This is a genomic window from Bergeyella zoohelcum ATCC 43767 (genome assembly GCF_000301075.1).
GTDB lineage: Bacteria > Bacteroidota > Bacteroidia > Flavobacteriales > Weeksellaceae > Bergeyella > Bergeyella zoohelcum.
In genome coordinates this window covers 1,118,800-1,141,981 of the sequence record NZ_JH932293.1, presented here as the reverse complement: position 1 = coordinate 1,141,981, position 23,182 = coordinate 1,118,800, and the positions used below count along the sequence as shown (strand labels likewise).

Below are 23,182 nucleotides of genomic sequence, written 5' to 3'. Positions count from 1 at the left end.
ACATTTTTTTTTACAAATTTCATTTTTTTTCATTAAGCACTCTATTTTTGAGATATTTTTGCCGTAATTTGTATTCGGAAAAGTAATGATTTTTTTATGAAAAAAACAATTGGCATCCTATCCGTTATAGCGGGTTCGCTATTCGTATCCGCTCAGGAAATTACTTTAAATTGGAATAATTTTACCACTATAGACTATGGTATAGAGAAAGTTACCGTTCCTTCTTTTGATAACAAAGGACTAGAACTAGCAGACCATGTGGTTTTCTATAACCATACCCTTCCTGCCAATGGACATGACATAAGAATAGAGCAACCAAAATGGGAAAAAATTTCATCTAAAGAACTTTTTCATCTTACCGAAACGCTACTCCCGAAGCATGAGATTTTTGATATTCATTACAGTATCAATAAAGAGGGACAAAGAATGGCCCAAATTAAAATTGCTACGCTCAAATACGATGGCAAACAAGCCTATCGGCTTCGTTCTTTTACTATAAGAAATACAGATATAGCAAATAAAAACTTCCAAAGAACAGGTACTACAGAAAACCCTTTGGCTTCTGGAAACTTCTACAAGATAAAGGTAGATAAATCAGGAATTTTTAAAATCACCAAAGATTTCCTGCAAGCCAATGGCATCTCCCCTTCCTCTATTAACCCACGAAATTTCCGAATCTATGGAAACGGAGGTATCATGCTTCCAGAATATAATTTAGACACCCGATATTCGGCACTCCAAGAAAATGCCATCCAAGTCATCGGTGAAGAAGATGGAGTATGGAATGATGGAGACTACGCACTCTTCTATGCTCAAGGTCCTGATGGCTATAATTTATACAACAATACCAACGGAAATGGCTACAAAAGAGTAGAAACCCGAACGGATAGAAGTAACCATCTGAAAAACATCTACGAAGATGCGGCTTACTACTTCATTAATTTTGATATAGGCCCTGGTAAAAGAGTAACCGATGAAGATGCCCAACTCCCCAACGAACTGATTACCCGATACGATGCTTACCAATTCATCAATAACGACGAGAAAAACCTCGTAGGATTAGGACGAATATGGGTAGAAAATCAATCTTTCTACAACGAAAAAAATATTACTCTCCATACTCATTCTGCCATTCAGCCTACAGATGTCATTCGGTACAAAGCTAAAGTCATCGGTTATGGCTCTAATGGTAACCAACTCAATATGAGTATCAACGCCCAAAATAACTCTACCTTTAATATCCCTTCTAACGCCACCGGTTTTTTCCCCATGGAATACGCAGGTACAGTGGTAAACCAACAAGGCAATCAAATTTCTTTCCAACTGACCCCCAATATCAGTGCCAATCCTAATGGTGTTTTCTATCTAGATTATGTAGAGGCCCAATACAAAGAAAACTTGTCTTTCAATGGCAGCCAAATGAATTTCAGAGATTTTAATATCGATAGCGGCACGGGGACGCTCTATGGTTTTTCGGTAGCCAATGCCTCTGGTTTAGAGCAAATATGGGATGTTACCGATATTACCAATGCGACAAGAAAGGTAAATAAGGCATCAGGAAATACTTTTAATTTCGGGTATATAGCCAATAATCAAAATTTTAATAATGAATTTGTAGCCTTTAGAAATGATGCCGCCTACACCCCTTCCTTTGTAGGAAAAATTGATAATCAAAACCTTTCTGCACTCTCCGGAGTAGAATACCTCATCATCACTCCTACTCAGTTTCTTGCCGAAGCCCAAAGATTAGCGGATTATCATAGAACGAAAAATAATTATCAGGTAGAAATAGTAGAGCTTCATAAAATCTATAATGAATTTAGCAGTGGAAGCCAAGACCTTACCGCACTCAGAGACTTCATTACTAAACTTAATACCCCCGCAGGTACTCTAAAAAATGTATTACTACTAGGGGATACTTCCTATGATTTTAAAAACAGAATCCCCAATAATACCAATCTCGTTCTCAGCTATCAAAGTGAGCAAAGTGCCAATGTATCCTCTTCTTTCGTTAGTGATGATTATATCGTAATGACAAAACCCCAAAACTCTTCCCTCATCGGAAATATGCTTCCTGACATCCCCATTGGGAGACTTCCCGCCGCTAATATATCTGAGGCTAAATTATTAGTAGATAAAACCTTAGCATATTATAATGCACTTCCTAATCAGTCTACTCCTTTCGGAATTTGGAGAACCCGAATGGATTTTACCGTAGATGATGATTGTGATTTAGGAAACGCCTTCCATAATTATGTAGAAAATACCCTCACGGGCGTATTTGAAGCTCCTAATACTGACAAACCTGAATACAATATCCGTAAATTGTATATGGATGCTTATCCGCAAATTAATACCGCAGGAGGACAGCGTTATCCCGAAATTACCCAAACGCTCAATACAGGATTTAATAATAGCTTGTACCAGTTTTATTTCGGTCATGGAGGAATCAATGGATGGGCACAAGAACGAATTTTTACCTCTAACGAAATTCAAAATATCAACAACTATAACAGCCTCTTTTCTAGATTTCCACTGGTTTCTACCATCACTTGCGAATTTTCCCTTTGGGATGAACCTAATACCAACTCTGCGGGTGAGCAGCTCATTAAACTCAAGTCAGGAGGAGCAGCCAGCATGATTACTTCTAGTAGAGCCATTGATGTCATCTATGGAATTAATTTCACCAGACCTTTCACCGAAGAAATCACCCGAATAGAAAATGATGATTTCAGAGAATTAGGTTTTGCTCACCTAGAAGCCAAAAAAAGACAAGGCCCTAATTACAATCACCTCAAAGTAAACTTCCTGGGAGACCCTGCCATGAAGCTGAATCGCCCTAAAAAACTTTTAGAAATAGACAATATAGAATCTCCTGTAGCGGGACAGCTAAGAGCATTAGATTTTGTCAAAATTACTGGAAGAGTAATGAATGCCAATGGCACTGTAAATCCCAATTTCAATGGTAAAGCACAAGTCTATATTTACGATAAAAAAATTACAAAATCTACCCGCAATAATGATAATAGCGGCTGTATGAACCCCACTATTCGTTATGAAGAAGAAGGTACCCCTATAGTAAAAGCTGTAGGAAAGGTAGTGAATGGCGTTTTTACAGCCGAATTTTATATGCCCAATGACATCAATTACACCTTAGGAATGGGGAGAATCCTTGCCTATGCAGACAATGGAGAATACGATGTAATGAAAAATATGCCATACATCATCGGTGGTATTAACCCTGACGGACTCAATGATAACGAACCTCCAAAAGTAAAACTCTATATGAACAATATTCATTTTGCCAATGGAGGAATTACCAATACCGACCCTACACTCATCGCTTGTGTTACAGATGATACAGGGATTAACTCCACAGGAGCAGGAGTAGGCCATGACATCGTTACCTATCTGGATGGAAAGATTATCAATACCACTGTGCTGAATGACTTCTACACCTCGGGAGACGGTGCAGGCTGTACCTTTCTGGACCTCAAAGATTACCAAAAGGGAACCGTAGTGTATCCTTTCAAAAATCTAAGCACTGGTGAGCATACACTTACCTTTAAAATTTGGGATATTAATAACAACTCAACCACCGAAACGCTTACTTTTACCGTAAGAGATGAAAAACAAGAAAACTTAGTCATCAACCGACTGCTGAATTGGCCTAATCCTTTTACTGATAAAACCTATATCCATTTTGAGCACAATTGTGACGATATCCTAGATGTAAATGCACAAATCTATACCATCACCGGAAAACTGGTAAAAACCATCTCTCAAACTGTAGTTTCAGAACCTTTCTTACAAGGATACAGAACGCCTAAACAAGCCATAGCATGGGATGGCAGAGATGACTATGGACAGCTGGTAGGTAAAGGGACTTATGTGTACAAGGTATTTGTTCGTAGCCAAAACCAAGAAAAATGCAAAGGCAGTGCTACCGCTGTAGAAAAAATGGTAATACTAAAATAGAATTTGTACAATGATTTTAGACATTAGAGGTTAGAGATTGGAAGTTAGAGATTAGATATTAGTTAGTCGAGAGAAGCCACTCGTTATACGCCACACCGTCAGCCACTTTTTAAAACATTGCAAGGTAAGCATCGGGCGTCGGGTTAAAATATTTTTGGAAAACACGAACAGTTTATAAGTTTTTTTATATATTTGAGACTTCAAATAATAATCTATGGCATTATTAAAAAAATCACTTATTGCATTAAGCATTGGCACTAGTTTTTATGCCACTGCTCAGGACCTTAGCAAAATAAGACCTGTGCTTACGGGTGCTCCTTTCCTAAGAATAGCACCAGATGCTCGTGCAGCAGGTATGGGAGACCAAGGGGTAGCTACTTCTGCTGATGTATATTCACAGTTTTGGAATGCTGCAAAATATCCTTTCGCTAGAAATACATCTGGACTAGGGGTAAACTATACTCCATACATGGGAAAACTTACTAATAATACTTTCTTACTCTACGCTTCCTATTATAAATTTCTAGGACAAGATGAGCGTTCTACTATTTCTGCTTCCTTATATTACTTTAATTTAGGTTCTGTAGAGCTTACGCGTTTAGTAGACAATAATGTAATTGCTAAAGAAGGAACTGCCAAACCTAATGAATTAGCAATAGATGTGGCCTACGCACTTCGTCTAGCAGATGCCTTTTCCATGGCAGTAACAGGTAGGTTTATCCGCTCTGACCTCGCTGGAGGATTTAATACAGACACCACACTGAAAGCCGCCAATTCATTCTCCGTAGATATTTCTTCGTACTACTCTTCTCCTAGATTTTCAGGAGTAGGAGGTATGGACAATAGAGTGAACGCTGGTTTGGCCATCCAAAATCTAGGTCCTAAATTAGACTACACTGGTGATGATGCCTCTAGAAGCTATCTTCCTACCATGGCAAGATTAGGAGCTAGCTATGATATGTTCTTAGATAATGACAGCCGACTCAGCATCTCTGGTGAGGCTTCTAAAATCCTCGTTCCAGGTTCCGAATTTGTAAAAATAGACCCACTTACCCAAAGACCTGTCTATGAAGTACCCAATGTAGGAGTAATGGAAGGAGTTACCAAATCATTTAAAAATCCTAAAAGTATCATGTTCTCTGGTGCAGTGGAATATGCTTATGATAACTCTTTCTTCGTGCGTGGCGGTTATTTCCACGAAAGCGAAATACAAGGAGCAAGACAGTTTGCTACTGCAGGGGTAGGTTTTAAATACAACGCCTTTAGTTTAGATGTCTCTTATTTGATCAATACTTCTAAACTGAATTCTGCACTAGACAATACACTTCGTTTTGGGCTTACTTGGAATATCGGTGAAGAATCTATTAATGCAAATGATTACTAGATTTTCCTCGTTCATCTTAAAAATAAAAGAAAACTACTTTCATATTTTGGAAGTAGTTTTTTTTGAAAAATAAATATGGTACATATCCTTTCATACACATAAAAAATTGAGGTTTATTTTAGATTTTTTCCAAAAACATTCTTTATCTTTGGGTAAATTTTTTCGTTATGCAACAGCTCAAAGGCGTAGGTGTAGCCCTCATCACACCATTTAAAGAAGATTTTTCTGTAGATTACGATGCTCTTACTGCTCTTATAGAGCACAATATTTCAGGTGGTACACAATTTTTCATCGTAATGGGGACTACCGCAGAGGCTGCTACCCTTACCACCGAGGAAAGAAATAAAGTGATACAACATATTCTCCAAGTAAATAACGGCAGACTGCCATTGGTACTAGGAATAGGAGGAAATGATACTCTGGCTGTGAAAAATCAAATAGAAAATACTGACCTTAGCCACTTTGAAGCGATACTTTCAGTTTCTCCTTACTACAATAAGCCTAACCAAGAAGGCATATATCAGCACTATAAAATGCTCGCCCAAACTGGAAAAAACATCATCCTCTACAATGTACCATCTAGAACAGGACAAAATGTATCGGCAGAAACTACGCTCAGAATTGCCAATGATTTCCCAAATATCTTCGCCATTAAGGAAGCATCACCTAATATCACGCAATATTTTGACATTCTAAGAAAGAAAAAAGATGGTTTCCAGCTTTTCTCTGGTGATGATGAGTACACACTTCCTGTAACCCTTGCGGGAGGAGATGGTGTAATCTCAGTAATTGCACAGGCTTATCCTAAAGCATTTTCTACCATGGTAAACCTTGCTTTTGAAGGGAAAGTAAAAGAGGCATACCAAATACATAATCAATTGGTAGAAATCACTCGACTTATCTTTGCGGAAGGAAATCCATGCGGCATCAAACAAGTACTCGCGGAAATGGGAATTACCAAAAACATCGTTCGTCTTCCATTAGTAAGTGCCAGTGAGGGGCTCAAAGAGAAAATCAAAGAAGAAATGAAAAAGATTTAGAATAATCATTTTACATTATCTGACAGTCAGATGTGGTTGAAAGTTCAATATCGATAAGCCAATAATAGAAACCCTTTCAGCAGCACTGAAAGGGTTTTTAATGCGTGATTAAATAGCCCCAATTCGGTTTAAGAACATTCAAAAAATAATTGACCGTCATTGACTTTATGAATATTAAGAGACAGTTTTCTGGAAAAAGCAATACACAGTCAATGCTCCCAATGGGAATAAAGTCAAAGATGCAAATCACATAAAAACCTAAAATACAATTCTTTACATTATAAATACTTAGGTGAGCAAAAACGAACTTTGCATCGGACAGAAAAAAGTAGCAGATAAATCCAATGAAATAACGGCTATTCCTGAAATCATTAATAGTTTAGATATTGAAAATTCGGTAGTTAGCATTGATGCGATGGGCTGTCAGAAAGAAATAGCATCTTTAATTATGGCGAAAAAAGGGCATTATCTACTGTCCTTAAAATCGAATCAATCAGAATTATTTGAGGATGTAGTCTGCGGATTTAAAGCTAGGTCAAGTAATTGTTTTTCAGAAGAATAGGAATATTCTTCGTCTCGATTTGAAACTCGTAAATGCCGTATTTTACAGGCGAAAGATGTGTTGCTTGACGAAAATTTATCGGTTTGGGCGGGGTTGAAAACCTTGATTCAAATTGAGTCTGAAAGGCATTTAGGTACTGATATTCAGAAAGAAACGAGATATTATATCAGCAGTGAAGAGAGCTTATCTGCGGATTATTTCAATGAATTAGTTCGTGAGCATTGGGGGATTGAGAATAAACTGCATTGGCATTTGGATGTAACATTTCGGGAGGATTCGTGCCGAGCCAGAGCGGGATTTTCGGCTGAAAACCTATCTGCTCTGCGGAAATCATCCTTACAAATGATTAAAAATCAAAAAGATACATTAAACTTAAAGAAACGAAGACTCAAAGCCGCCTACAATACAGATTACTTAAAAGATATTATCCAAAATTTTTCATGCGTTTAGCCTAGAAATTTTTTCATATTTATTCATAATAATTACATCACCTAATTAATGTATTCAATAGCACTTTTAAATATACCTAAATCAGCTTTTTCAAATTGCATTACAATTGTTGGAGTATTGCCATAAGTTCTGATGCTATGGTATTCGCTTTTGTTGTAGTGAAGTAATTGAAATCCGCAAAAGTTACCTTCGTAGGTTGAATATATCCCTTTATAAATTCGTGGCATAAAAAATTGCACTTAGGGAGTAAATATATGTTTAATATAAACAATTAATACTATCTCCATTTTCCTCTACTTTTTTGTACTTTTGCGTTTCTACTATTATGTCCGAATATGAAATTATGCATTGCCGAAAAACCCAGTGTTGCCAGAGATATTGCCAAAGTTTTAGGAGCTACTACTGCTAAACAAGGCTATATGGAAGGCAATGGGTACTGCGTAACATGGACTTTCGGGCATCTATGCACACTAAAAGAACCGCAAGACTATGAACCTTCTCTAAAACAATGGAACCTTTTCAGCCTTCCCATCATTCCCAATGCTTTTGGTATTAAACTTATCGAAAATCAAGGTGTTAAAAATCAGTTCGAAACCATCCGAAAATTAGTAGAAGAATGTGAAGAAATCATTAACTGTGGGGATGCTGGACAAGAAGGAGAACTTATCCAAAGGTGGGTACTCCAAAAAGCAAAAAATACAAAACCCGTAAAAAGACTTTGGATTTCTTCCCTTACTGAAGATGCCATATTGGAAGGATTTGAGCAACTAAAACCTCAAGAAAACTACCATAATCTCTACTTGGCAGGTAATGCAAGAGCCGTGGGCGACTGGCTTTTGGGCATTAATGCTACCCGACTTTTCACTAAAAAATACGGGGCTAATAAAGCCGTACTCTCTATAGGAAGAGTACAAACCCCTACACTGGCAATGCTGGTGAAAAGATGGAAGGAAATAGATAGTTTCGTAGTAGAAGCTTACTGGGAACTCAAAACCACTTATAGAGATACCGTCTTCACCGCAGATATTGATAGAATAAAAACGGAAGAAAGGGCACATAGTGGCTTGGAATATCTGAAAAAACATCCGTTAGAAATCACTTCTTTTGAAATTAAAGAAGGAAAAGAGAAAAACCCTAGACTTTTTGACCTTACGGCTCTTCAAGTAGAAGCCAATAAAAAATACGGCTACTCGGCAGAACAAACGCTGAATTTGGTCCAAAGCCTATATGAGAAAAAAAATGTTACCTATCCCAGAGTAGATACCACTTACCTTTCTGAAAATCTATATCCTAAAATAGAAGGAATTCTCAGTAAGATGACGCCTTACCAAACGCTCATTGCACCTCTTTTAGAAAAACCCATTCCTAAAACCAAACAAGTTTTTGATGATACGAAGGTAACGGATCACCATGCCATCATCCCTACGGAAATCATCCCTACTTCCCAAATCAGCACTGATGAAAAAAGAATCTATGATCTCATTGCCAGAAGATTCATCGCTGTGTTCTATCCAGAATGTAAGATTTCAAATACCTTGGTAGAAGCCATAGTAGGAACTGTTCCTTTTAAAACCAGTGGAAAACAAATTTTGGAAATGGGCTGGCGTGCCGTCTATGCTTCGGATAAAAAGAAAAATGATGCAGAGCCCCATGATGCTGAAGAAAAAGAAATTCCACTTTTTGAACTGGGAGAAAAAGGAGTACATGCGCCTCATATCCACCATGGAAAGACTACACCACCTAAACATTATACAGAGGCTACCCTACTCCGTGCAATGGAAACCGCTGGACGACAAATAGAAGACGAAGAACTCCGTGAAAGCCTGAAAAATAACGGAATAGGAAGACCATCTACCCGTGCTAATATCATAGAAACACTGTACAAAAGAAAATATATAGAGAAAAAAAGGAAAAATATCATTGCTACGCCTACAGGTATCAGCCTTATTAATACCATTGATGATGAACTCCTAAAAAGCCCTGAACTTACAGGAGAGTGGGAGTATAAGCTAAGAAAAATAGAACGAGGAGAATACGATGCCCAAGTATTTAAAAACGAGCTGATAGAAATGGTGAAAGATTTGACTCAAAAAGTCATTAATAGCAAGGGCAAATCAGTGGAAATTTTACCAGAAAAAACACAGAAAACACCATCTTCATCTGCTAAAAAAGAAAAAAAAGCAATCCATTTTTCTGAAATAGAATGTCCGAAATGTAAAAAACAAGGCATCATAAAAGGAAAAAAAGCCTATGGATGTAGCCATTATAATGAATGTAATTTCACCATTCCTTTTGAAATTTTTGGTAAAAAACTCACCGAAAAACAAGTCATAGACTTACTCATCAAAGGAAAAACCACCATCATCAAAGGCTTAGTAGGGCTTCCTGAAGATAAAAATACCGCCCGTCTCCTCATGAATAATGATTACAGCATAGGTACAGAATAACACCGAAAAACGACCCCCTCTCAGCTTTTGAAACACTGAAAGGGGGTCTGCCATAAAATCAAAACATTAGTGATACTACTTATTTAAAAGCCTTCTGGCACAGTCTCCCGCAGCCACTAAACCACCGCCCATCATAATAATATCTTTCAGCACCAGCCTACCCGCTCCTGAAAGATACGGAAACCCAAAACGAGGCGTAGGTAAATCTCCTCCTAAATTTGGGACATACACCTCTGGTGTAGTAATTAAAAAAGAAAGCGTTACGATGGACATCCCAAAAGTGAGCAACCCGCCCCAAAGTCCAATTTTAGGATACCAAATCCCTAACAGTGTGAGCAATCCGATGATACAAATCACCGTACCTAAACCGTAAGAAAAAGGATAAGTACCGTTCTCTTGGTGCCAATCTATGTTTTTCTGCACCATTTTCCCCTCAGGGTTTTTGTGTAAAGTATATTCCGGTACTTCTTTACCTTCGTCATTCACTGCCATTTTCCCAGAATTATGATAGAAAAAGCTCATAAAAGGAGAATTGGTAACAAAGGGCACTATACCATCTGCCTCATACTGAAATGCTTTCAGACCGCCTATCCAAGCCATCACTATAAAAATCCCTATTCTCACAAAGTGGATAAAACTCCTCTGTGAATTTGCTAAAAACTCTAATAATGCTCTCATAAAAATAAATTTGGACAAATTTAGTTCAATCATTTGAATCACAGAATGGAAAAATAAGGCTTACCAATGGAAAAAAATGGAAGCACCTTCTCTGATTGTACTATGTAATAAGTATAAAGTACAAAGATTTTTTTCAAAATACTTTGGCAAAGCACCCAAAACATGGCTATTCTTAGCTCATCCGTTCAGATAATTTCATAAAAAATAATGAAATTACTGATCTGCTACTATAGAAATCCCTACTGCATCTCGGAATTGGCTTGGAGATACCTGAGTATGTTTTTTAAAATATTTACTGAAATACAATTCATCATCAAAATGAAGCTCTGCAGCTATTTCTTTAATGCTCTTTCGGGTAAGATGAATTTGTTTTTTCGCTTCTAAAATTACACGCTCCTGAATAATTTGCGATGGCGTTTTGGCAAACTCTCTTTTTATCTTTTTGCTCAGTGCGTTAGGAGAAATATGAAGTTTTTCAGCATAAAAAGAGGGACTTCTCTCCTGAATAAAGTACTGCTCTACCAGATTTTGGAATCTTTTTACCTCATGAAAATCCTCGTTCAGGTTTTGTGCATCCAGTAGCTGGTTTTTCTTCTTGCTAGACAGAGCTAAAACCACCTGAAGATAAGATTTCATCACCGCATCTGCATACGGTTCTGAGATTTCTAATGCAGAAATTTTATCTAAAATCCCCTCTATCTCCTCCAATACTTCTTTTTCTAAATTAAAATGCGGGAAGAGATAAATATTATTAAACAGTAAGCCATTACACGCCACTTCCTTTTTATGGTACTCAATGCAATAAAAATCTCCATGAAAACTAGCCCATACCACCTCAAAAGAAGACGGAGTGATGATTTTAAAATTCTGATACGGCGCGGTAAAAAGTATGGTGTACTCAGAAAAATCATACTCTACGAGGTCTATGAAAATCTTACCACGCCCTTTGAGTAAAATAATGTGATAGCATTCATCACTAAAATCAGTGGCAAAAAAATCACTGCTTACCCGCTTTACTGAACACAATTTTTCCATCGGATAAATTTACGAAATTATTCATAATAGCTCTTTTCCTGCATCATTATCATTTTCTTTCAGAATATTCTTGTTTATTTATAATATTCCAATATTTATATTATTACACTAACTATTTTAATGATTACGAACGGAAAAATTATTTTTTTGGCATGGCATTTGAAAAATGATTGATGGTCAAAATAAAATTTGATTTTTAAAATTAACATTATGAAGAAAATATTTTTAGGAATGGCCATTGCAGCAGGCTCAATGGCATTCGGACAACAGTTTGGTGTAAAAGCAGGTGGTAACTTCTCTAATCTTTCAGCAGATGGAAGCATCTCTGAATCTAAAGGAAAAATGGGCTACTATGCAGGGGTTTTTATGAATCTTCCAGTAGCAGAAAACTTCAGCATCCAACCAGAAGTATTGTATAACAATGTAGGGTCTAAAACCACTTATCAATTTACCCAAAGTATAAAAGGAGAAAGTAATCTTAGCCTTAATTATATCACTGTTCCTGTAATGATTCAGTACAATTTCGTTCCTGAATTTTATATGGAGGCAGGACCAGAGGTAAACTTTTTGGTAAATGCTAAATCTACTACTAAATTAGATACTTCATCTTCTGGGGCTTCTTTGGTAAAAGAACTAAACAAAGATAATTTCAATGCCGTGAACTTCGGTATGGGTATCGGGGCTGGATTTAATATCACACCCAATTTCGGTATTAATGCTAAATATGTAGCTGGTTTTAATGATATTACCAAAACTGGAGAAGGTAAAAATAAAGTAAACAATATACAGTTCGGTGCTTCATTCAAATTTTAATCACCTAACAGAATCCTTTTCATAGTTTGTGTAAAGACTGTCTTCGGGCAGTCTTTTTTGTATGATAAATAATTTCCTTATATTTGTTTTACAAGAAAATTATTTTTCTGGTAGTCCAATGTACTAAACTACTCTTTTAAAACAAAATAAATAACAAATAAGAAACAAATTAATTATTCACAACTATGAAGAAAATCATTTTAGGAATGACCGTTGTAGCAAGTTCAGTGGCATTCGGACAAAAATTCGGAATTAAAGCAGGGGCTAACCTTTCTAACCTCTCCTCTGATGGTGCATTGAAAGAAACCAAAGCAAAAATAGGCTTTAATGCAGGAGCATTCGTGAATATCCCTGTGGGTGCAGCACTCAGCATCCAGCCCGAAATCATGTACAACAAATTAGGTGCAAAAACTACTCTTAACTTATCTGGTTTTAATAATATTATCCCAGGAATAGAATTACCTAAAGTGGAAAATACCATGAACTTAGACTACATTTCTGTTCCTGTAATGGTACAGTACCACATCGTTCCTTCTTTACTCTATGTAGAAGCGGGACCAGAGTTCAGCTACCTAATTACTTCTAATGTAAAAACTTCTATTTCTAATGGAAATGTGGCTACTGAAGTGGATGATGCTATTAACCATTTTAAAGAAACATTTAAAAAGGAAAACCTTAATTCTATGAATTTCGGAGTGGCAATAGGTGCAGGAGTAAATATCACCAATACATTCGGGGTAAATGCAAGATATGTAGCAGGAATTACAGATTCTACTAAAAAATCAGGTGGTTCTAATAAGAATAGTGTAATCCAGCTTGGACTTTCATACAGCTTTTAATTTCATAATTAAAGATAACAAAAGAGGCTATCCATAGTGAGATAGCCTCTTTTTTATGGTACTAATACGCTTCTATTGCCTTGATATAATCTTCATATTCCCAAAAGAAGGTTTCAAAAGCCGTCATTTTTTCTACAAAGAATTCAAAAATAGACTGCCAGCTTGCTTTGTTAAAAACGGAAACATCATATTTCATTACAGAAAACCGATGAATCATTTTTCCGTTTTCTAAAACATGATCTTTTAGCACCGTATATGCTCCTAAATGCTCCTCTAGTAATGCACTCAGCGTATCGATTTTTTCAAAATACAATGCTCTGAGCTGTGCATCACTCATTTCTATATCTAAGAAAACACCTGCAGAACGATTATCTACATAAAACTTAAAAGAAAAGTCTTTAATTTTAGTATTATACAATAGCCACTTCCTTGGAAAACTTTTTCCAAAGGCAGTCCAAAATTCCTTTTTGAGCTGTGCTGCTTCTGCTTTTGAAAACATCCGATTATAATTTCATCTGTTCAATGGTTCGCTGAGGATTTTCACTTGCAAAAACGGCATTCCCCGCCACTAAGACATCTGCTCCTGCTTCAAAAAGCTGTGCTGCATTTTCTGTATTCACCCCTCCATCCACTTGAATAAGTGCTGTAGCATTGGCACTTAAAATCATTTCTTTAGTCTCTGCTACTTTTTTATAGGTATTTTCTATAAATTTTTGTCCGCCAAACCCAGGGTTAACACTCATTAAAAGGACTAAATCCACATCATTTATGATATCCTCTAAGCACCAAACGGGAGTGGAAGGATTGAGCACTACTCCTGCTTTTGCTCCTTTATCTTGAATTTGCTTCACCGTTCTGTGAAGATGCGTACATGCCTCATAATGTACCGATACCAAATCTGCTCCCTGATGGATGAACTCTTCTACATATTTTTCAGGCTCTACAATCATGAGGTGTACATCTATAAACTTTTTTGAATGCTGTTTAATGGTTTTCATCACAGGAAACCCGAAAGAGATATTAGGCACGAATCTCCCGTCCATTACATCTACATGAAGCCAGTCTGCCTCGCTATGGTTGAGCATTTCTATGTCTCTCTGTAAATTCCCAAAGTCCGCCGAAAGTAGAGACGGTGCAATCATTTTTATTTTACTCATCGTTATTTGTTTTTAATCAAAATAATTCAATTTCATTTCTGGTGAAAGTTTTAGAAGCGTGGCATAAATCAGTTCAATGACATTTTTCACATCTTCCTTCGCCACCATTTCCACAGTAGTGTGCATGTATCTTAATGGTAAAGAAATTAATGCACTAGGAACGCCACCATTACTATGGGCAAAAACATCCGTGTCTGTTCCCGTAGCTCTGCTAGCTGCCGCTCTCTGATAAGGAATGTTCTTCTCTTTGGCAGCAGATATGATGGTTTCACGGATATTATGATGAACACTTGGTGCGAAAAATACCACAGGACCATCTCCACATTTTTGGTCGCCTTCTTTCTTTTTATCAATCATAGGTGTGGTAGTATCATGGGTAACATCCGTAATAATAGCGATATTCGGTTTTATAGTATCTGCTATCATATCTGCACCGTAAAGTCCCACTTCTTCCTGAACGGAATTAGTAATATAAAGCCCGAAAGGTAATTTCACATTATTTTCATGGAGTTTTCTTGCCACTTCAGCAATCATGAAACCACCTATTCTATTATCTAAAGCTCTACAAACAAAATATTTATCATTCAGTTCAAAAAACTCATCAGGATAAGTAATCATACAGCCTACATCTATCCCTAAATTGAGCACCTCTTCTTTGGAAGTTGCTCCACAATCAATAAAAATATTGTCCAATTTAGGAGTGGTTTCTTTCTCTGCTCCTATTCTAGTATGAATTGCTGGCCAACCAAAGACGCCTTTCACTATTCCCTTTTCGCCATGAATATGCACCACTTTAGAAGGGGCAATAAGATGATCAGAACCTCCATTTCTTATCACATAAATCAGCCCATCATCGGTAATATAATTTACATACCAAGAAATTTCATCTGCATGTGCTTCAATGACTACTTTAAACTCTGCTTCTGGATTTATCACCCCATAGCAAGTACCATAGGCATCATACCTCACTTCATCTACGAAAGGGCGGATATAGTCCATCCATATTTTTTGCCCTGCTTTTTCATTACCTGTAGGAGAAGCTACATTAAGGTAATTTTCTAAAAATGCTAAATTGTTTTTTGTATATTTCATAAAAAAGGAATGGTTTTTGATGGTCAAAATTCCATAAAAAAATTGAATTAGTCATAATGAAACCCTATAAATTTTTATTATTCTTGGGATTTTTTTTTTCCTCTTGGCTCTTTTCCCAAGACACCATTCACATCACGCCCCTTTCAAAGGTAAATCCTACACGGATTAAAACGGATGAATTCGGGCAAAAATACTATTATGACGAAAAGAAAAAAGCCAAAATTTATGAAATCAATGGAGAAACGGTATTGGTTTTAGACGAAATTGTTCTCAGAAAAAATCCTATTTTTAACAACCCTTTAGACCGAAATTATTATTTTTTCATTAACAAACGATTGGTGCGTGTATATCCGTTATTCTTAACGGCTTTAGAACAATATCAAGACATTCAGGAAGAATTAGAAAATCTTGATAGAAAAGCACAGAGAGCCTATGCCCGAAAAAAACAAAGTGAGCTGGCTACAGAGTACGAAACTAAATTAAGAAATCTTACTACCACGGAAGGGCGTGTCTTTGCTAAACTCATGAGCAGAGCTACTGGAAAAACGGTGTATCAAATCATTAAAGAACTCAGAGGAGGCTGGAGTGCTTTTTGGTGGAATGTGAAGGGAAACATTGCCGAAGTAGACATTAAAACCCCTTACAATCCAAAGGAAGACAGAACGGATGAATTCATAGAATCTCTACTACAAACGCACTGGAACAATGGGAACTTAGTTCCTTACGAAGGAGCATCTGAATTTAAAGTAAAAAAGTAGATTTTAGCTTCTCAAGAACCAGTTGATCCACAGGGAAAGTCATAGGGTTTTCTGATGAAATAGGTAACCATCTAACTTCTTGAAGCCTATGGTCTAATATTTCCAACTGTTTTTCATTAAGAATATCTACTAAATAATACACAGTAACAATTTGAACGGTCGCGTCAAAAGCAGAAGATTGAAAAAAATCTTGCGTATAAAAGTGGGCTTGGATAGAAATATCTAAGCCCATTTCTTCTTTCCACTCTCTGATGAGTGCATCATGAAGCCCCTCCCCGAATTCTACTCCACCTCCAGGAAATTTGGTAAAATAACTCCCTTGATAATGTTCATGAGAAACCAAAACATGACTATCTTTCACGGCACAGCCATACACTCTAATGGAAAACTGATGGGGTATATTTTTCATAAAAGTGATTTTTGGGGTATTGTTGATTTAGTATATTTATCAGAAATATTTGAATTTTCAAATCAATGATAATCAGCAAAATAAAACAATCCAATTTTATCAACAACTATATATATTTAACAATACCATTTTTTGAAGCCATCTTCATTGGTTTGAAGATAAATAAGTAATTACTATTTCTCGTGGTACAAAACCTAAAGCCTCTTTATAGTTTAAAAATAAAACAGTAAAACTCACTGCTAAATAATTGCTCAGCATTGCTAATAAGAAACTATCCAATATTTACCTAAAAAGAAAAAAGAGGAATTAAACATTCTGTTTTAGTAAAGATTCCATTTGCCACAAGTTAATACTAATAAACCTATTTTTCCCTATAAATAGTACTACGAAAATTAATGCGTGAGATTAAATAACCATTGGAATACGGGAAATCATGTAGAAAATACCATTAATCAAATTTATCAGGAAATTGGTCTTTAGTATTTCCTAGAAAAAGTAAACCAAAGAACATTCCTATGGCACCACCAGCAGCAACCATTAATGCTCTCTCTAAACGATCCTCCTGACTATTCCCCAGATAGCTCATCAGAAAAACAATGATAAAAGCTATCAGGCTTCCTATCCATAATTTTGGACTTTTTAACTGCTTCACGGTTTATTTTTTTAATGATTCAAGAAATTGTTTCATCGCACTGCTATCTTGCCCTTCCTGTTCTGCCAATCGTACTGCCGATTCTGCAAACATTATTGCCTCTGCCTTTTTACCTAACTTATGGTATAATTTACTCAAAACAAATGTATTATAAGAAGTCTCATATCCCATCACTTGTTTTTCTACCCATACCGAAGCTGCTTTAATAATTTTCTTATCTGTAGATTGTTCGGCAATATTCCATGCTGCTTTTAGTCCTTCGTTAGCATTGATTTTCTCCTCGTTAGCAAAAAGTTCGTTCGCTATTTTTTCATACTTGGTAAATTGCCTCGAAGTTTCATAATAACCTAATTTATATTGATTAAGCAGGTTTTTTGCCATCATCTCCCCAAAAAGAGGAGTAGCCAGAGCCATAAACTTTGCATCGTTTACCGTTTTCTTTTCTACATTTAAACTTTGTTTCCAAATATCTACCAGCTGAAGTTGATTATCAAAATTTTTCACCATTTCAGGATTCACATATTTCTCTATTTCAGTACGGTATTTTTTAAAATAAGCATAGTGTTTATCTTCCGTAGAACGAAGAAAAGACAATAAAAACCCTACTTCCTCCTGTGAAAGTGTGGCATCTTTCTTCTTATCAAAATAAATTTCAGAAGCTTTTTTTGCCAGCTCCATGTCTGATTGGGTATAAGTTCTAATCACCGTAGCGAGTACTTCTGGACTATGATCTCCTTTGAGAAATTTATCTTTCACTTCTGCTAAAATGGTAGTGGCATTTGCGGCCTCTTTTCCTAGCTGAAGGAAAGATTTTTCGTCCATATACCCTTTATTCTCTACCACCAACTGCCCTTCACCATTAATAAACAAAAAGGTAGGAAAAGAATAGACATTAAATTTTTGTGCAATTTCTCTACCTACAGCATCCTTTTGCATATCAAATTTAGCATTGATAAAATTGGCGTTATAGAAATTTCCCACTTCGGTCTTGGAAAAAATATTTTTATCCATGAGTTTACATGGTCCACACCAATCTGCCATTGCATCAATGAAAAGAAGTTTTTTTTCTGTTTTTGCTTTATCAATAAGAGATTGAAGACTTCCTTTTTCAAATTTAATTCCTTGTGCAAAAGCACTAGATACTAAAAAAGTGGAAAACAACCCAATTGCTATTTTTCTGTACATGATTTTTACGATTATGATGACAAAAGTAAGAAAATAATGTGCAAGGTACAATGACACTACATGACAGTGACACAATGACACTGTGACATAATGTCTAAAAATCAAATACCACATTCGTTAAAAACACACTTAAAAATTATCAAACAGTTAAAAACAACTGCTACAAAGAAAAAAACGCAACTTTTTATCAAAAAACAAGTTAATTCATCTTTTTTGGCACGATATTAGCATATACTTCGTTGTACTAGTGAACTGTACAAATGATGAGAAAAATTGAAAAAGATTACCTTTTTTAGGTAATCTTTTTCGCTTTATGATGCTTTTACTTTTACTAATTTCCCATCTGGTTCAGGATATTCAGGGCGGATTCACTATGCCAATCTCTGGTAGCGGTTTCTTTCAATACAATTCTTCCCTCTTTGCTTAAAACGAAAGTGGTCGGAAAAGATTTTGGAAGTATAGACTCATCTAATGGAGATTCAGCTAGATATACAGGAACCGTAAATTGATTCTCCTCCAAATATTTTCTCACTGCTTCTTCTTTATCCATCATAGCGATGAGTACAAAATCCATTTCTCCTTTCTTTTCATCATATAGCTTTTGGATACTCGGCCACTCTTCGCGACAAGGGGCACACCATGTTCCCCAAAAATTAAGAAAAAGCGGTTTCTTACCTTTAAAGTCCGCAAGATTTGCATTCGAGGTATTGATTCCTTTGAGCTCTACTTGATATGCTTTATCACTAAGAGTAGTGGCATTTTCTATCTTCTTTATGGGAAATATCATTTCTTGTATAAAACTTTTTACCCCTGGAATAAAAAGCATCCCCACTATGACCACCGTGAGAACGATGAAAATAATATTTTGACCTTTTTTCATTTTGCTATATTAAGAAATGAGATGAATAATTTCCTCAATGGCATCTTTACCTTTATTTTTGGCATAATACACCTGTAAATCATTATAAAATTCTTCTCTGGGGTACGCTTCAGGGTCTTGTTTAAATTTTTTCAAAAGGTCAAGCCCGTACGCTGGTCTTGGCCCCCAAACGGACTGTACTTCATTGGCTGCATTGAGTACCAATACTTTCGGAATAGAACGCGTACCATCCGTAAGGAATTGGTCTATCAAATCGGTATCGGTATCACGGAGGAAAATTTTTACAGGAATATTCATTTCTCCGAAGAAAGTAGCCACAGCAGGAACAGTGGTACTGGCATCTCCACACCAAGGTTCAGAGATGATGAGAAGCTTAAAATCTTTATTCTTCACTTTTTCTTGTAGCTCTGGAAGAGACTTTATGGTTTTCATGGTACGCTGAATACGCTGCCAGCCGAGAACATAGTACTTCGCATAATCATCACTCTCAGGGGTATTTTCAGCTTTACCTTTTGCTAAATCTACATATTCTTGGAAGGTAAGCCCTTCGTTCCAAAATTTCTCTAAGTTCATATCTATATTATATTTTTCTTAATGTATGGATTAAAAATAAATCGGCAATGATAAACTGAGCAAGTGCCTCTACAATGGGAACTGCCCGAGGAAGCACACAAGGATCATGCCTACCTTTGCCTTCTAAAAGGATAGGCCGTCCATGGATATCATAACTTTCTTGTTTTTGTAATAAGGTAGCTACAGGCTTAAATGCCACACGAAAATAAACATCCATGCCATTAGAAATACCTCCTTGGATACCGCCAGAATAATTGGTTTTCGTACTAAAATCTGAATTCCAGGCGTCATTATGTTCGGAACCGAGCATGGCCGTACCTGCAAAGCCACTGCCATATTCAAAGCCTTTAGCCGCATTAATACTCATCATGGCATGTGCTAACTGTGCCTGAAGTTTCCCAAAAATAGGCTCACCTATACCCACAGGAAGATTTTGAATAACCCCTGTAATCACTCCTCCTATGGTATCTCCTTTTTTCTTTACTTCTTTGATGTGCTGAATCATCTTTTCTGCCGTTTCCAAATGAGGACATCGGACTGCTGTAGCTTCTATATTCGCTAAATCCATTGCCGTATATTCCTCTGGACAATGAATATCTCCTACCGAAGATACAAAGGCATGAATTTTCACTTCCTGTGGTAAAATATGCTTCGCCAAAGCTCCTGCCACTACCCAATTAGCGGTTTCTCTCGCCGAAGACCGTCCGCCTCCTCTGTGATCACGAATACCAAATTTTTGCTGGTAAGTAAAATCTGCATGACTGGGACGAAATGCTTTTTCTATATGATCATAATCTTTGGATTTAGTATTTTCATTAGGAATTAAAAAACCAATGGGTTGCCCCGTAGACACCCCGTCATACACGCCAGAAAGCAACTGTACAATATCTGATTCTTTTCTTTGGGTAACAATGGAAGATTGCCCTGGTCTCCTCCTATCAAGGGCGTTTTGAATTTCATTTAAATCAATGGAAATACCTGCTGGAAAATTAGATACTACCCCACCTATAGCATTGCCATGACTTTCGCCAAATGAATGTAAAGATAAAAAAGCCCCCAATTGAAACATAATGCAAATTTAGTAAAGATAAACGAAATATTTAGGAATTAGAAGTTAGAGATTAGAAAGTTTAAAGCCATTCCCAACCGCTAAAAGCTTATTGCCTACTGCTTACTGCCTATAGCAAAGTATTATGATGTTAGAAATTAGAAGTTAGAGATTAGAAATTAGTACAAAGTACAATGACTATTGGCGTATAGCTTCCTACTTATAATATTTTCATAGCAAATATGTTTTTAGTGCTTTGATATTTTATTAAGACTCAAGAAATCTAAGCAAGGTAAAAAGTCAATACCAATTTTGCCCAATATAATTCCCCTCGCTTTAAAAGGAGGGGAATCACTATACACTGTAAATACTATCATTTTCCCTGAGCTGATTACTCATTTCTTCTAAAACGGGCTTAATGGTAGATTCTGGCAAATCACTAATTCTAATGTACATGAGCCCATCTATAGCATCATTAAAATTAGGATCTACATTAAATGCAATCATCTTGGCATTTTGCTTAATGTATTTTTTCAGAAGCACGGGTAGTCGCAACTCAGGTTCTAAATCATCAATGAATTTATCTAGCTTATTAAGATCTGCATTCATCTCTTCCATAATCATATTTCTATCCTGCTCCCGAAGTTTTACTTTAAACTCTTTCTTCGGATGAACATATTGGGCTACCGCAGAATCATAATAATGAGAACGCATAAATTCTATAATCATAGATTTAGAAAAATCTGAGAATTTATCTGATATACTTACTCCCCCCATCAGGAATTTATGGTCTGGGTTTCTAAGACATACATGGACTATGCCCCTCCAAAGCAGGAAAAGAGGTAATGGCTTTTGCTGATATTCTTCAGTGATATATGCCCTCCCCATTTCTATCACTTTTCTAAAGAAAGGATGTAGCTCTTGGTCAAACTCAAAAAGCGACTGCGTATAGAAGCCCTCTAGTCCTCTTTGCTTCATAATCTCTTTCCCCAGCCCCATACGGTAAGCCCCTGCCAGCTTCTCTGCTTCGGCATCCCAAAGGAAAAGATGATGATAGTACTGGTCATACTCATCTAAATCAAAAGGTAAATTGGTCCCCTCCCCTATGGCTCTAAATGTAAGCTCTCTTTGCCTACCGATCTCTCTCATTACAGAAGGAATATCATGATAGGCAGCAAAATACACTTCATAATTACCATTAGAAAAGAAATGCTTATCTGTATTTCTGAGTTTATTAATATCTTGCAATAAATCAGCCTTTGGAGTTTCATCTATGATATTCTGAGCCACCGTTTCTCCTTTGAGTGAAATAGGAAATTTTAATACAAGATTAGAAAGATTCAGCATCTGAGGAATAGATTTTCTTTTTTCATAGTAGGACTTCATCATATAGACTCTATTCCTGAGGTAATCTGTAAGTTCTGATATTGTCTCTTGCTCTGCAATGGTCTTTACAGAAACAGGTTTCCCTATTCTCACTCGGATGGGGCTATCCCTTTTGGCCATCATTTCAGAAGGGAGAAGCAGCGTTTGTAGAGAAGGGCTGAGCTTCGCTGCCTGATAAAACAACTTGCTATTTTTTGCATGAAAATACATAGGCACTACAGGAACTTTTGCTTTTTTAATGAGCTTCATCACAGGCTCTTCCCATACCTTATCTTCCACTGCACCAAGCGGATTATTCCTATTACTCACCTCACCTGCTGGAAAAATCCCCACACATCCCCCCTCCTGAAGATGTCTAAGCGTTTCCCGCATGCCCTGCATACTATTAAATACCTCCTTTCTATTTTCAAAAGGATTTACGGAAATCACAAAAGGCGACATGGGTTTTATTTTGGACAAAAGAAAATTTCCCATTACCTTAAAATCTGGACGAATCTCTGTGAGAATTTTAGTCATCAGGATTCCGTCTATCGCTCCCAGAGGATGATTCGCAATTAATATAAAAGGGCCTTGTTTAGGGATTTTAGCTAAATCTTCTTCAAAAACAATATATTGTAAATCTCTTTCCTCTACGAATCCATCAAAAAATGCCTTTCCAGATTTATCTTTGAGTTTATCATAGAGGTGATTTACTTTATCTAATTTTGTGATTTTCATCAATGCCGAAGCCACTGGCTGCTTTAGGAAACCTATCTTGGAGAGTCCTGCAGCGGAGATGAAATCTTTCTTTGAAATTAAACTCATGGTATTCAGTTA

At 36.5% G+C, this 23,182-nt stretch carries 19 protein-coding genes and 1 pseudogene; 8 read left to right on the top strand and 12 right to left on the bottom strand.

The window, feature by feature from the left end:
- Positions 1-96 precede the first annotated feature (96 nt).
- The 5 genes and pseudogenes from porU (at position 97) to HMPREF9699_RS05205 (ending at position 9,861) form a co-directional block, all read left to right on the top strand.
- Positions 97-3,978 (top strand): type IX secretion system sortase PorU, encoded by a 3,882-nt coding sequence (gene porU, locus HMPREF9699_RS05225; RefSeq protein WP_002663002.1) that lies wholly within the window; start codon positions 97-99, stop codon positions 3,976-3,978.
- A 214-nt stretch (positions 3,979-4,192) separates the two neighbouring features.
- Positions 4,193-5,362, top strand: a complete 1,170-nt coding sequence (gene porV, locus HMPREF9699_RS05220) for a type IX secretion system outer membrane channel protein PorV (protein ID WP_002663001.1) — start codon at positions 4,193-4,195, stop codon at positions 5,360-5,362.
- A 167-nt stretch (positions 5,363-5,529) separates the two neighbouring features.
- A complete protein-coding gene (gene dapA / locus HMPREF9699_RS05215) occupies positions 5,530-6,402 on the top strand; it encodes a 4-hydroxy-tetrahydrodipicolinate synthase (protein WP_002663000.1) in 873 nt (290 codons plus the stop codon).
- Between the two features lie 292 nt (positions 6,403-6,694).
- Positions 6,695-7,414: pseudogene (locus HMPREF9699_RS05210) on the top strand (ISAs1 family transposase).
- Between the two features lie 335 nt (positions 7,415-7,749).
- Positions 7,750-9,861, top strand: coding sequence for a type IA DNA topoisomerase (locus HMPREF9699_RS05205; RefSeq protein WP_002662996.1), 2,112 nt, complete (start codon positions 7,750-7,752; stop codon positions 9,859-9,861).
- Between the two features lie 75 nt (positions 9,862-9,936).
- Here HMPREF9699_RS05205 and HMPREF9699_RS05200 read toward each other — a convergent pair whose 3' ends face one another.
- Entirely contained in the window at positions 9,937-10,539 is a 603-nt protein-coding gene (locus tag HMPREF9699_RS05200) for a DUF417 family protein (RefSeq protein ID WP_002662995.1), read from the bottom strand.
- A 213-nt stretch (positions 10,540-10,752) separates the two neighbouring features.
- A complete protein-coding gene (locus HMPREF9699_RS05195; protein ID WP_002662993.1) occupies positions 10,753-11,574 on the bottom strand; it encodes a helix-turn-helix domain-containing protein in 822 nt (273 codons plus the stop codon).
- Positions 11,575-11,784: 210 nt separating this feature from the next.
- On the opposite strand from HMPREF9699_RS05195, the gene HMPREF9699_RS05190 reads away from it, so the two are divergent.
- Both HMPREF9699_RS05190 and HMPREF9699_RS05185 read left to right on the top strand, forming a co-directional pair.
- Positions 11,785-12,387: a porin family protein gene (locus HMPREF9699_RS05190; protein WP_002662992.1), complete on the top strand. Its 603-nt coding sequence runs from the start codon at positions 11,785-11,787 to the stop codon at positions 12,385-12,387.
- Positions 12,388-12,572: 185 nt separating this feature from the next.
- A complete protein-coding gene (locus HMPREF9699_RS05185; protein ID WP_002662991.1) occupies positions 12,573-13,226 on the top strand; it encodes a porin family protein in 654 nt (217 codons plus the stop codon).
- 61 nt (positions 13,227-13,287) lie between these two features.
- On the opposite strand, the gene HMPREF9699_RS05180 is transcribed toward HMPREF9699_RS05185, so the two are convergent.
- The 3 genes from HMPREF9699_RS05180 to HMPREF9699_RS05170 are packed head-to-tail and all read right to left on the bottom strand — an operon-like array spanning position 13,288 to position 15,475.
- Complete coding sequence (locus tag HMPREF9699_RS05180) at positions 13,288-13,725, bottom strand: DUF4268 domain-containing protein (protein WP_002662989.1); 438 nt, start codon at positions 13,723-13,725, stop codon at positions 13,288-13,290.
- A 4-nt stretch (positions 13,726-13,729) separates the two neighbouring features.
- A complete protein-coding gene (gene rpe, locus HMPREF9699_RS05175) occupies positions 13,730-14,383 on the bottom strand; it encodes a ribulose-phosphate 3-epimerase (RefSeq protein WP_002662987.1) in 654 nt (217 codons plus the stop codon).
- Positions 14,384-14,395: 12 nt separating this feature from the next.
- A complete protein-coding gene (locus HMPREF9699_RS05170; RefSeq protein WP_002662985.1) occupies positions 14,396-15,475 on the bottom strand; it encodes a M42 family metallopeptidase in 1,080 nt (359 codons plus the stop codon).
- 56 nt (positions 15,476-15,531) lie between these two features.
- On the opposite strand from HMPREF9699_RS05170, the gene HMPREF9699_RS05165 reads away from it, so the two are divergent.
- Positions 15,532-16,233 carry a DUF4294 domain-containing protein gene (locus tag HMPREF9699_RS05165; protein ID WP_002662983.1) on the top strand — a complete coding sequence of 234 codons (702 nt, stop codon included), beginning with the start codon at positions 15,532-15,534 and terminating at the stop codon, positions 16,231-16,233.
- Here the strand turns inward: HMPREF9699_RS05165 and HMPREF9699_RS05160 are convergent.
- The 7 genes from HMPREF9699_RS05160 to HMPREF9699_RS05130 all read right to left on the bottom strand — a co-directional run bounded on the left by HMPREF9699_RS05160 (position 16,217) and on the right by HMPREF9699_RS05130 (position 23,170).
- Positions 16,217-16,642 (bottom strand): NUDIX domain-containing protein, encoded by a 426-nt coding sequence (locus HMPREF9699_RS05160; protein WP_002662982.1) that lies wholly within the window; start codon positions 16,640-16,642, stop codon positions 16,217-16,219. The genes HMPREF9699_RS05165 and HMPREF9699_RS05160 overlap by 17 nt on opposite strands.
- Before the next feature lie 448 nt (positions 16,643-17,090).
- Entirely contained in the window at positions 17,091-17,294 is a 204-nt protein-coding gene (locus HMPREF9699_RS05155) for a hypothetical protein (RefSeq protein ID WP_002662980.1), read from the bottom strand.
- Between the two features lie 3 nt (positions 17,295-17,297).
- Positions 17,298-18,479, bottom strand: a complete 1,182-nt coding sequence (locus HMPREF9699_RS05150; RefSeq protein ID WP_034985649.1) for a thioredoxin family protein — start codon at positions 18,477-18,479, stop codon at positions 17,298-17,300.
- A gap of 331 nt (positions 18,480-18,810) precedes the next feature.
- Positions 18,811-19,359, bottom strand: a complete 549-nt coding sequence (locus HMPREF9699_RS05145; RefSeq protein WP_002662978.1) for a TlpA family protein disulfide reductase — start codon at positions 19,357-19,359, stop codon at positions 18,811-18,813.
- 9 nt (positions 19,360-19,368) lie between these two features.
- Positions 19,369-19,932, bottom strand: a complete 564-nt coding sequence (locus HMPREF9699_RS05140) for a thioredoxin family protein (RefSeq protein WP_002662977.1) — start codon at positions 19,930-19,932, stop codon at positions 19,369-19,371.
- A gap of 7 nt (positions 19,933-19,939) precedes the next feature.
- A complete protein-coding gene (aroC, locus tag HMPREF9699_RS05135; protein WP_002662976.1) occupies positions 19,940-21,001 on the bottom strand; it encodes a chorismate synthase in 1,062 nt (353 codons plus the stop codon).
- Between the two features lie 333 nt (positions 21,002-21,334).
- Positions 21,335-23,170, bottom strand: coding sequence for a lysophospholipid acyltransferase family protein (locus HMPREF9699_RS05130; protein ID WP_002662975.1), 1,836 nt, complete (start codon positions 23,168-23,170; stop codon positions 21,335-21,337).
- Positions 23,171-23,182 lie beyond the last annotated feature (12 nt).

Bases quoted from the DNA above. Each gene is read 5' to 3' on its own strand.
- porU (WP_002663002.1), top strand. From the start codon at position 97: ATGAAAAAAACAATTGGCATCCTATCCGTTATAGCGGGTTCGCTATTC.
- porV (WP_002663001.1), top strand. From the start codon at position 4,193: ATGGCATTATTAAAAAAATCACTTATTGCATTAAGCATTGGCACTAGT.
- dapA (WP_002663000.1), top strand. From the start codon at position 5,530: ATGCAACAGCTCAAAGGCGTAGGTGTAGCCCTCATCACACCATTTAAA.
- HMPREF9699_RS05205 (WP_002662996.1), top strand. From the start codon at position 7,750: ATGAAATTATGCATTGCCGAAAAACCCAGTGTTGCCAGAGATATTGCC.
- HMPREF9699_RS05200 (WP_002662995.1), bottom strand. From the start codon at position 10,539: ATGAGAGCATTATTAGAGTTTTTAGCAAATTCACAGAGGAGTTTTATC.
- HMPREF9699_RS05195 (WP_002662993.1), bottom strand. From the start codon at position 11,574: ATGGAAAAATTGTGTTCAGTAAAGCGGGTAAGCAGTGATTTTTTTGCC.
- HMPREF9699_RS05190 (WP_002662992.1), top strand. From the start codon at position 11,785: ATGAAGAAAATATTTTTAGGAATGGCCATTGCAGCAGGCTCAATGGCA.
- HMPREF9699_RS05185 (WP_002662991.1), top strand. From the start codon at position 12,573: ATGAAGAAAATCATTTTAGGAATGACCGTTGTAGCAAGTTCAGTGGCA.
- HMPREF9699_RS05180 (WP_002662989.1), bottom strand. From the start codon at position 13,725: ATGTTTTCAAAAGCAGAAGCAGCACAGCTCAAAAAGGAATTTTGGACT.
- rpe (WP_002662987.1), bottom strand. From the start codon at position 14,383: ATGAGTAAAATAAAAATGATTGCACCGTCTCTACTTTCGGCGGACTTT.
- HMPREF9699_RS05170 (WP_002662985.1), bottom strand. From the start codon at position 15,475: ATGAAATATACAAAAAACAATTTAGCATTTTTAGAAAATTACCTTAAT.
- HMPREF9699_RS05165 (WP_002662983.1), top strand. From the start codon at position 15,532: ATGAAACCCTATAAATTTTTATTATTCTTGGGATTTTTTTTTTCCTCT.
- HMPREF9699_RS05160 (WP_002662982.1), bottom strand. From the start codon at position 16,642: ATGAAAAATATACCCCATCAGTTTTCCATTAGAGTGTATGGCTGTGCC.
- HMPREF9699_RS05150 (WP_034985649.1), bottom strand. From the start codon at position 18,479: ATGTACAGAAAAATAGCAATTGGGTTGTTTTCCACTTTTTTAGTATCT.
- HMPREF9699_RS05145 (WP_002662978.1), bottom strand. From the start codon at position 19,359: ATGAAAAAAGGTCAAAATATTATTTTCATCGTTCTCACGGTGGTCATA.
- HMPREF9699_RS05140 (WP_002662977.1), bottom strand. From the start codon at position 19,932: ATGAACTTAGAGAAATTTTGGAACGAAGGGCTTACCTTCCAAGAATAT.
- aroC (WP_002662976.1), bottom strand. From the start codon at position 21,001: ATGTTTCAATTGGGGGCTTTTTTATCTTTACATTCATTTGGCGAAAGT.
- HMPREF9699_RS05130 (WP_002662975.1), bottom strand. From the start codon at position 23,170: ATGAGTTTAATTTCAAAGAAAGATTTCATCTCCGCTGCAGGACTCTCC.